Annotated in this window: 7 protein-coding genes and 2 pseudogenes; 7 read left to right on the top strand and 2 right to left on the bottom strand. The window is 67.2% G+C overall.

Features of this window, described 5'->3' with window-relative positions:
* The 4 genes and pseudogenes from aroE to WBB14_RS32920 all read left to right on the top strand — a co-directional run.
* Nucleotides 1-447 (top strand): annotated as a pseudogene (gene aroE, locus WBB14_RS32935) (shikimate dehydrogenase); the annotation flags it as partial.
* A 5-nt stretch (nt 448-452) separates the two neighbouring features.
* Complete coding sequence (mtgA, locus tag WBB14_RS32930; RefSeq protein WP_424243485.1) at nt 453-1175, top strand: monofunctional biosynthetic peptidoglycan transglycosylase; 723 nt, start codon at nt 453-455, stop codon at nt 1173-1175.
* 79 nt (nt 1176-1254) lie between these two features.
* Entirely contained in the window at nt 1255-2433 is a 1179-nt protein-coding gene (gene lptG / locus WBB14_RS32925) for an LPS export ABC transporter permease LptG (protein ID WP_424243484.1), read from the top strand.
* Nucleotides 2430-3263, top strand: coding sequence for a symmetrical bis(5'-nucleosyl)-tetraphosphatase (locus WBB14_RS32920; protein WP_424243483.1), 834 nt, complete (start codon nt 2430-2432; stop codon nt 3261-3263). Before lptG ends, WBB14_RS32920 begins: the two co-directional genes overlap by 4 nt.
* Nucleotides 3264-3294: 31 nt before the next feature.
* Here WBB14_RS32920 and WBB14_RS32915 read toward each other — a convergent pair whose 3' ends face one another.
* Entirely contained in the window at nt 3295-6906 is a 3612-nt protein-coding gene (locus WBB14_RS32915; protein WP_424243482.1) for an indolepyruvate ferredoxin oxidoreductase family protein, read from the bottom strand.
* Between the two features lie 168 nt (nt 6907-7074).
* Between WBB14_RS32915 and mutY the strand changes: the two genes are divergently transcribed.
* Nucleotides 7075-8145 (top strand): A/G-specific adenine glycosylase, encoded by a 1071-nt coding sequence (mutY, locus tag WBB14_RS32910; protein ID WP_424243481.1) that lies wholly within the window; start codon nt 7075-7077, stop codon nt 8143-8145.
* A gap of 83 nt (nt 8146-8228) precedes the next feature.
* Here mutY and WBB14_RS32905 read toward each other — a convergent pair whose 3' ends face one another.
* The gene (locus tag WBB14_RS32905; protein WP_424243480.1) at nt 8229-9047 is read right to left on the bottom strand and encodes a helix-turn-helix transcriptional regulator; all 819 of its coding nucleotides are present in this window, start codon (nt 9045-9047) and stop codon (nt 8229-8231) included.
* Nucleotides 9048-9163: 116 nt separating this feature from the next.
* On the opposite strand from WBB14_RS32905, the gene WBB14_RS32900 reads away from it, so the two are divergent.
* Nucleotides 9164-9934: a class I SAM-dependent methyltransferase gene (locus WBB14_RS32900; protein ID WP_424243479.1), complete on the top strand. Its 771-nt coding sequence runs from the start codon at nt 9164-9166 to the stop codon at nt 9932-9934.
* A gap of 92 nt (nt 9935-10026) precedes the next feature.
* A pseudogene (locus tag WBB14_RS32895) lies at nt 10027-10245 on the top strand (indoleacetamide hydrolase); the annotation flags it as partial.

Raw genomic sequence — 10245 nt, 5'->3', positions numbered from 1 at the left:
GTGCTGCAGCCCCTGGCCGAGGCCGGCTGCGCTCGCATCCACATCGTCAACCGCACCGCCTCCAAGGCCGAAGCGCTGGCCGCCTCCTGGCGCGACAGCGGCGTGTCGCCGCAGACGGCGGTCACGGGCGGGAGCTTGGCGGACGCCGCCCTGGCCAGCGGCTGGAACCTGGTCGTCAACGCCACCGCCAGCGGCCTGCAGAACGCCGCCCCCGACCTGCCCCCGGGCCTTTATGCGCCTGGCGCCGCCGCCTACGACATGATGTACGGCGCCCAGCCCACCGCCTTCATGAAGCAGGCCGCAGCCGACGGCGCCGCCCTGACGGCCGACGGCCTGGGCATGCTGGTGGGCCAGGCGGCCGAGAGCTTCTATATCTGGCACGGCGTGCGTCCCGACCCCGCCCCGGTGCTGGCAGCGCTGCGCGAGGCGCTCCAGGCCGGGCAATAAGCGGCATGGCGACGCGCAAGGGCCGCTCCTGGTTCCGGATCGTCAGCGGCGCGCTGATGGCGCTGGTGTGCCTGGTGCTGCTTTACCAGTTCTGGCTGTTCGCCCAGGTGGTCTGGTACAACTACCGCCCCCCCGGCAGCAGCGCGATCATGCGCGAGGAACGTTCCCGCCTGAGCGACGGCAACCCCGACTTCGAGCTGAAGTACGAATGGGTGCCCTACGACCAGATCAACCGCAACCTCAAACGCGCGGTGGTGGCTTCCGAGGACTCCAACTTTACCGAGCACGACGGCGTCGAATGGGACGCCATCCGCAAGGCCTGGGAGTACAACCAGAAACAGCAGGATGCCGGCCGCAGCAAGATGCGCGGCGGCTCCACCATCACCCAGCAGCTGGCCAAGAACCTGTTCCTGTCCAGCTCCCGCAGCTATATCCGCAAGGGCCAGGAACTCGTCCTGACCTACATGATCGAACATGTGATGAGCAAGGAGCGGATCCTGGAGCTGTATCTGAACGTGGCGGAATGGGGCGAGGGCGTGTTCGGCGCCCAGGCTGCCGCCAAACATTATTTCAACACCACCGCCGCCAACCTGGGGGCCAGCCAATCGGCGCGGCTGGCGGCCATGCTGCCCAACCCGCGCTTCTACGACGCCCACCGCAACACCCGGTACCTGAACTCCCGGGTAGGCGTTCTGACGCGGCGGATGCAAATGGTCGACATTCCCTGACACGGATCCAGCTCTCCGGCCCCACCCTCAGCGGCGGGATTTGTTAAGCTTTCGGGTTTAGGCGTTCCTCCTTCCTTTCATGCGTACCGCACGTCGCTACCTGGCCCGCGAGATCTATCGCTCTTGCGCAGTGGTCCTTATGGCCCTGCTAGGCCTTTTCACGTTCTTCGCGTTGGTGGACGATCTGGACAACGTGGGCGACAAGTTCTCCATGATGGCCCTGCTGTACATGCAGGCACTGGCGATCCCCACCCGTCTCTACGACCTGCTGCCCATCGGCCTGCTGATCGGCGCCATCCTGGCGCTGGCGGGGCTGGCCCAGCGCAACGAGCTGGTCATCCTGCGCGTGTCCGGCGTCAGCGGCATGAAGCTGCTGCGCATGCTTTGGATCGTCACGATCCCGCTGATGATAGGCGCGGGCCTGTTGTCCGAGTACGTCACGCCCTGGGCCGAAATCAAATCCGGCGAAGCCAACCTGCTGTTCCGCGGCAAGGCCGGCGGCGACCGCCTGAACAGCGGCTACTGGTTCAAGGAACCCACCGCCAACGGCGGCACCCGCATCATCAACATCGGCGAACTTAAAGGCGACGGCCAGGTGACCAACGTCACAATTTATGAGTTCAAGAAGGACCAAACCCTTTCCGTCCTGTCCACCTCGCCGCTCGGCCTGTTCCTCCATGGCGACCTGTGGCTGAACAATGTCACTGAAACACGACTCGACGACCAAGCTGCTGAAGCACTGGCCGATGCTCGCCCGCCGAAGAACCCGCCGGCTACCGTGGTGAAAGTGCAAGAGCGTCGGATTGACACCACGCTCAGCGCCGAACGCCTATTGGCCCGCGTGCTGACCCCGGAACGCATGTCCATCGCCACGCTGCTGGATTATGTGGATTATTTGCGCAACAACCAGCTGCAATATGGTCGACAGGTTGTCGCCTTGTGGCGCAAACTGGCGTATCCGTTCACCCTGCTGGTCATGATCACCATTGCCGCTCCCATCGGCTTGATGCAGACGCGCCGCGGCGGCGTAGGCGCCAAGGTCTTCATCGGCATCCTGTTGGGCGTGGGCTTCTTCATGCTCAACCAGCTGGCCCTGAACGTGGGCATGCTGGGCAAATGGCCGGCCTGGCTGACCGCCCTGGGTCCGAACATCGGCGCCATGATCGTGGCGCTGGGCGCCATGGGCTATATGGAGTACCGCCACACCATCACGCGGATCGTGCAACAACGTTGGCCTTGGAGCAAAAGTCCCGCATGAACGGCAGTATCTGGATGATCGGCGACGTGCAGGGCTGCTGCTCGCCGCTGGATCGCTTGCTGTCCCACCCCGAACTGGTCGGCGACCCCAAGTCGCGCCTCTGGTTCGCGGGGGACCTGGTCAACCGCGGCCCCCAGTCGCTGGAAACCCTGCGCCGCATCATCGACCTGGGCGACCGCGCGACCTCGGTGCTAGGCAACCATGACCTGCACCTGCTGGCCACGGCCGCAGGGGTGCGCAAGCCCTCCAAATCGGACACGCTCGAAGACATCCTGCGGGCGCCGGACATGGCCGAGCTTATCAACTGGCTGCGCTTCCGCCCGCTGGCCCATTTCGAACAAAACCATCTGCTGGTCCATGCCGGCACGCTGGCCAAATGGGACGTTGCCAAGACGCTGGCCCTGGCCGGCGAAGTCCAGGACGCCCTGCGCGGGCCGAACTGGCAGAAGGCGCTGCAGAAGATGTACGGCAACGAACCCGCCACCTGGAAGGAAGACCACAAGGGCGGCAAGCGCATGCGGGTCATCATCAACGCGCTGACGCGCATCCGCCTGTGCACGCCCAACGGCCACATGGAATTCGCCACCAAGGTGACGCCGGGCGCCTGGCCGGCCGGCCTGGTGCCTTGGTTCGACGTGCCCAACCGCGCCACGCGGAACGTCACGACGGTGTTCGGACATTGGTCGACGCTGGGGCTGCTGCAGCGGCCGGATGCGATCTGCCTGGATACCGGATGCGTGTGGGGCGGGTCGCTGACGGCTTTGCGCTTGCAGGACCGCAAGCTGGTGCAGGTCAAGTGCTCGCAGTTTCAGGATCCGATGTCTGAGTAGCGCAGGAGCTTTTGCTTTCAGCGCTCCTGCATCAAGCCACCCGCGCTCCCCCGATAGACACCACAGTCGCGCTGAATCCCTTCAGCAACTCCTGCCGCCGCAAAGCCACCCTCTCCATCGCCGCCTCCTTCACATGCCCGTACCCCCGTATCTCTTCGGGCAAACTGGCCAAGGCCACGGCGCGCTCCAGGTTCCCGCGGTTCAATTTCGACAGAATCGCCGCCAGCGTCTCCCGGTACTCGCGGATCAGCTCGCGTTCGGCGCGGCGCTCGGCCGTATAGCCGAACAGGTCCAGCTTCGTCCCGCGCAAGCCGCGCATCCGCGCCAGCGCGCGGAAAACGCGCAACATCCCCGGACCGTAGCTGCGCTTGATCAGGTGGCCGTCCTTGTCGCGCCGCGCGAACAGCGGCGGCGCCAGATGGAAGCGCAGCTTCCAGTCGCCTTCGAACTGCGCCTGTACGCGCTTGAGGAACTCGCCGTCTGAGTACAGCCGCGCGACTTCGTACTCGTCCTTGTAGGCCATCAGCTTGAAGTAATAGCGCGCCACCGCCAGCGCCAGCCGGTTGGTGCCCGTGGCCTCGCGCTCGGCGCGCGCCACCTTGTCCACCAGTTCGGTGTATTGCCGGGCGTAGGCCTCGTTCTGGTACTCGGTCAGGAAAGCTCTGCGCACCGCCACCAGCCGCTCCAGCTCGCCCGCGGGTTTCTTCAGTTCCAGCACCGGACTGGCGACGCGCGGGCGCTTGAGTTCAATGATGCCTTCAGGCTGAGATGGCGCGCCACCGTTGGCGATCAAGCGTTTCACAGCCACCAGGTCGTGCGCAGCGCGGCGCCCCCAGGCGAAGGCGGCGAGATTTTTCGGCACCTGTTGGCCGTTCAGTTCCATGGCGCGCAGCAGCGCCTCCTGCGACAGCGGGAGCCAGCCCTTCTGGTAGGCATAGCCCATCATCAGCGGATTGGAATAGATCGCGTCGCCCAGCAGGCCCACCGCCAGCGCGGCGGCATCGACAGTGGCCAGGTGCTCCTTGCCGCAGGCGGCCGCCAGGTCGGCAGTCAGGTTGGCGCCCGGCAGCGTCCAGTCCGGATTGCTCACGAAGGCCGCCGTCGGCGCGGTGTCGCTGTTGAGCAGCACGCGCGTGCGATCCGGATTCAGCCGCGCCATGGATTCCGCGCTGGTGGCCACGACCAGGTCGCCAGCCAGCAGCAGGTCGGCTTCGCCCATGGCGACCCGCGTGTTCAGCAGCTGGTCCGGCGTCTGCGCCAACACCACGTGCGAATACACCGCGCCGCCCTTCTGCGCCAGGCCCGCCATGTCCAGCACCGAACAGCCCTTACCCTCCAGGTGCGCGGCCATGCCCAGCAGTTGGCCAATGGTGACCACGCCCGTATCGCCCACGCCGGCGATGAAGACGCCGTAGGGCTGGCGCAGTTCGCGCGCGGCCGGATGCGGCACGTCCGCGTCGATGGCGCCGTCCTGCGCCAGGGCGCCCGGCTGCTTGAGCTTGCCGCCTTCCACCGTCACGAAGCTGGGGCAAAAGCCCTTCAGACAGGAGAAATCCTTGTTGCAGCTGGACTGGTTGATCGTGCGCTTGCGGCCGAACTCGGTGTCCAGGGGTTCCACCGACAGGCAATGCGACTTTTGGGAACAGTCGCCGCAGCCCTCGCACACGCGCTCGTTGATGAGCACGCGGCGGGCCGGGTCCGGATAGGCGTTGCGCTTGCGGCGGCGGCGCTTCTCGGTGGCGCAGGTCTGGTCGTAGATCAGCACCGATACCGCGGGATGCTCGCGCAATTCGCGCATCACCGCGTCCAGCTCGTCGCGGTGCCTGACCGGCACGCCCGGCTCCAGTCCCTCGATGTGCTTGTACTTGTCTGGATCATCGGTGACCACCACGATCTTTTCGATGCCTTCGGCGGCCATCTGGCGGCTGATCATCGGCACGCTCAAAGGGCCGTCCACCGGCTGCCCGCCGGTCATCGCCACGGCGTCGTTGAACAGGATCTTGTAGGTGATCGGCACCTTGGCCGCCACCGCCGCGCGTATCGCCAAGAGGCCCGAATGGAAGTAGGTGCCGTCGCCCAGATTGGCGAACACATGCTTTTCCTCGGTGAACGGCGCCTGCCCCACCCAGGGCACGCCCTCGCCGCCCATCTGCGTGAACACATCGGTACTGCGGTCCATCCACCTGACCATGTAGTGGCAGCCTATGCCTGCCATCCCGCGCGAGCCTTCCGGCAGGCGGGTCGAGGTGTTGTGCGGACAGCCCGAACAGAACCAGGGTTTGCGCTCTTCGACCACGCGCGGACGCGCCAGCGCCTGTTCGCGGCCGCTGATGAAGGCCAGGCGCGCCTCGATGCCGGCGCGCACATCCGCGGGCAATTCGAAGCGCAGCAGGCGCGCGGCGATGGCGCGCGCCACCATGGAGGGCGAGAATTCGTAGTGCGCCGGCAGCAGCCAATTGCCTTGCGGCACCGACCATTCGCCGCCGTCCTTGTCGTCGAACTTGCCGACCACGCGCGGAATCTTCTTGCCGCTGCCGATCCAGCTGAACAGTTCTTCCTTCAGCTGATACTCCAGCACCTGGCGCTTTTCCTCCACGACCAGGATCTCGTCCAGGCCTTCCGCGAAGCGCTGCATGCCGGTAGATTCCAGCGGCCAGACCATGCCCACCTTGAACAGGCGCAGGCCGATGCGCTGGCACACGGCCTCGGACAGGCCCAGGTCGGACAGCGCCTGGCGCGTGTCCAGATAAGCCTTGCCGGACGTCATGATGCCGAAGCGCGCGTCGCGCTGCGGCACCTGCCAGAGTTCACGGTTGAGCGTGTTGGCGCGGGCATAGGCCAACGCGGCATAAAGCTTGTAGTCCAGCAGGCGGGCCTCCTGCTGCAGCGGCGTGTCGGGCAGCCTGATGTTCAGGCCGTCGGCCGGCAGCAGGAAGTCCTGCGGCAGCTGGATCTGCACGCGGTGGGGGTCCACGTCCACTGAAGCCGAGACTTCGACGATGTCGGTGATGCACTTCATGCCCACCCAAACGCCCGCGTAGCGGCTCATGGCCCAGCCATGCAGCCCATAGTCCAGCACTTCCTGCACGCTGGCGGGAAACAGCGCCGGAATCATGCAGGCCTTGAGGATGTGGTCGCTCTGGTGCGGCAAGGTCGAGGACTTGGCGGGGTGGTCGTCGCCCGCCACCACCAGCACGCCGCCGTGGCGCGAGGTGCCGGCGGCATTGGCGTGCTTGAACACGTCGCCGCAGCGGTCCACGCCCGGCCCCTTGCCGTACCACATGCCAAAGACGCCGTCGTACTTGGCGCCCGGAAACAGGTTGACCTGCTGCGAACCCCACACCGCGGTGGCGGCCAGGTCTTCGTTGATGCCGGGCTGGAACTCGACGTGGTGGGCCTTCAGGTACTTGGCCGCCTTCCACATGTTCTGGTCGACGCCGCCCAACGGAGAACCGCGATAGCCGGACACGAAGCCCGCCGTGTTCAGGCCGGCGCGCGCATCGCGCACCCGCTGCATCATGGGCAGGCGGACCAGGGCGTGGATGCCGCTCATCCAGGCGCGCCCGGATTCCAGGATGTACTTGTCGTCCAGCTGGACGGATTCAAGCGCGGCGCGCAAGGCGGGCGAGGCAGGAGCGTTCATGTCTACTCCAAGGGATCCAGGAACCCCGGCCGGCTACGCGCGACACCCTCTTGAAGCGCACGCGGGCGAGCAAGGGACGTGAATTGCGGGCGCTGGCGCGCTTCTGTTTCCATTGGTTGTAACCGCTCGCCCCACCCCCGGCAATAGGGCGATGCGATAATTGCCGCCATGGACTTCGCCCCTCGTATCGTCGACTGGCAACGCCGTCACGGCCGCCACGATCTCCCCTGGCAAAACACCCGGGATCCTTACCGCATCTGGCTCTCCGAGATCATGCTGCAGCAGACGCAGGTGGCGACGGTCATCCCCTATTACGAACGCTTCCTGCAGCGCTTCCCGGACGTGGCCGCGCTGGCCGCGGCCGCGCAGGAAGACGTGATGCCCTACTGGGCCGGACTGGGTTATTACGCCCGCGCCCGCAACCTGCACCGCTGCGCGCAGGAGATCGCGCGCGATTGGGACGGACGCTTCCCGCCCACGGCCGAAGCCATCGCCACGCTGCCCGGTATCGGCCGCTCCACGGCTGCGGCCATCGCCGCCTTCGCCTACGGCGAGCGCGCGCCCATCCTGGACGGCAACGTCAAGCGCGTGTTCACGCGGCACTTCGGCATCGCCGGCGACCCGAGCAAGCGCGCAGTCGAACAAAAACTGTGGGCGCTGGCCGACGCGCAAGTCGAAGCCGCGCCCGGCCTGGACATGGCCGCCTACACGCAAGGCCTGATGGATCTGGGCGCCACGCTATGCACGCGCGGCAAGCCCGCCTGCGACGCCTGCCCGACCGCGGACAGCTGCGTGGCCAAGCGCGAAGGCCGCCAGGCCGAACTGCCCACGCCCAAGGCGCGCAAGGCGATCCCGGAACGCGAGACCTGTATGCTGGTCCTGCGGCACGAAGGCGCCTTCCTGCTGCAGCAGCGGCCCGAACCCGGCATCTGGGGCGGACTGTGGAGCCTGCCCGAGTTCGACGTGTCGCAAGACCCGGATAGCGCCTCGCGCGCGCTGGGCCTGGAACCCGAACAACGCTTCGAGCTGGCCGCCTTTGCCCACACCTTCACGCACTACCGCCTGCACATCCGGCCCTGGCTGGTGCCGGTGCGCGCGGCAGGCCTGCGCGAATCCGCCAGGCCCGAACGCTGGGTGGCGGCGGATGAGCTGGCGTCGGTGGCACTGCCGGCGCCGGTGAAAAAACTGCTGCAGGGATTGGTCGAAGCAGGGATGCAGGACAGTCTTTTCAAGGGCTGAGCGGCGGCGCGGAATCCTCTGCCACGCACGGCGAGCGTCCCGTCCCAAAGATGCGCCCGCACGAGAGCCTCTGCGGGGCAGGCCTACGCGCCCCCGCCCAGCAACATCACCAGCTTCAGATCCGGATGCGTCGCCAGCCGGAACGTGATCTGCTGGTAGGCCAGCTTGCCGCGTCCCGGATGCTGGAATTCGCGCAGGCCGCCTTCGCGCTCCACCACGGCGTGGCGCGTCCACCAGTGGGCGAACACCGGACTCTGCCGGTTCAGGCTGTCCAGTAGCGCCAGCACGGCGGGCTCGTCCAGGTGCGCGCCGGCGTCGGCGCGGAATTCCGCCACCACGCGGCGGGCGCGCTGGTCCCAGTCCACCACCAGCTCGCGCGCGGCGGGGTCCAGGAAGATGTAGCGCAGCAGATTGGGTTCGGGATCGCGCGCCGGCCAGTTGTCGAACAGGTCGCGCAAGGGCTCGTTGTAGGCCAGCAGGTTCCAGGCGCGGTCCAGCACGTAGGCCGGCGCATTGATCGCGTTCACGCATTCCTGCAAGGGCCCGGGCGCGCCCGCGTCGTCGCGGCCATGCTGAGGATCGGCGCAGTCGGCCAGGTCGAACAGATAGGCGCGTTCGGCGCGGGCCAACTGCAGCACGCCCGCGATGCGCGACCAGACCGAAGGCGATACCGACACCTCCCGCCCCTGCTCGATCCAGGTGTACCAGGTGACGCTGATGCCGCACAGCTGGGCGACTTCCTCGCGCCGCAGTCCGGGGGTGCGGCGGCGCATGCCTTCGGGCAGGCCGGCCATCTGGGGCGTGATGCGGGAACGGGCGCTGCGCACGAATTCTCCCAGCGCCTGGCGGCGCAGGGGGGAGCCTTCGTGGCCGGCGGCGGCGGTCTGGGGGGAAGTAGTCATACCAGGATGAACAATGGACTTGTACGTGTATGGGCAGCCGCCTATCTTAGCGCCTGGGCCGCCACTTCCACACGCTTTCCCTATCCGTACCGGGCCCAGCCACCCAAGGATTCCTCATGACCGCCAGCACCCATGACGCCGCCGTCGACCGCCAATTCAGCCCGCGCGCGACCGCCTACCTGACCAGCGCCGTACACGCCCAGGGCGAAGACCTGCTGCAGATGGCCGGCATCGCCGCGCAGCACCCCGCAGCCCGGCTACTGGACCTGGGCTGCGGCGGCGGCCATGTCAGCTTTCACGTCGCCCCGCAGGTCAAGCACGTCACCGCCTATGACCTGTCGCAGCAAATGCTGGACGTGGTCGCGGGCGAGGCCGCCAAGCGCGGGCTGGCCAACCTGGCCACCTGTCAGGGCAAGGCCGAATACCTGCCGTTCGACGACGGCGAGTTCGATCTGGTGATGTCGCGCTATTCCACCCACCACTGGCAGGATGCGGGCCGCGGCCTGCGCGAAGCCTTCCGCGTCCTGAAGCCTGGCGGCATCGCCGTGTTCGCCGACGTGGTGTCGCCGGGCGAGCCGCTGCTGGATACCTGGCTGCAGACCATTGAGGTGCTGCGCGACACCTCGCACGTGCGCGACTACTCGGTTGCCGAGTGGACCCGCATGCTGACCGAAGCCGGCTTCACCCTGCAGGGCCTGGCGCCGCGCCGCCTGCCGCTCGAATTCCAGTCCTGGGTCGCGCGCATGCGCACGCCGGACACGCTGGTGGCGGCGCTGCGCCATATGTTCGGCATTGCGCCGGACGTGGTGCGCACGCACTTCGACGTCAGGGACGACGCGTCTTTCACCAGCGACACGGCCACCATCGTGGTGCGCAAGCCGGGCTGATTGGAGAGGCCGCGGCGCAACTCGCTCGACAGCGCCGGCGCCGACCTGTATAGGTACGGGTTCGTCAGAATCCGCACAGGTAAGGAAGCGCCATGTCCGATACGTCCAACCAGCCATTGCCCGCCGCGTCCCCGGCCGACCTGACCGTCACCGAGGCCGCGGCCCTGATCCGGCAAGGGCGCATTAGCAGCCTTGCGCTGACCCAGGCCTGCCTGGACCGCATCGACGCCCGCGCGGACCTCAACGCCTTCATCACCGTGGACCGCGCGGGCGCTCTGGCCCAGGCCCGCGCCAGCGACGCCGCCCGCGGC

The organism is Achromobacter sp. (genome assembly GCF_049647645.1).
Lineage (GTDB): Bacteria > Pseudomonadota > Gammaproteobacteria > Burkholderiales > Burkholderiaceae_B > Achromobacter.
This window is presented reverse-complemented; position numbering and strand designations above follow the sequence as displayed.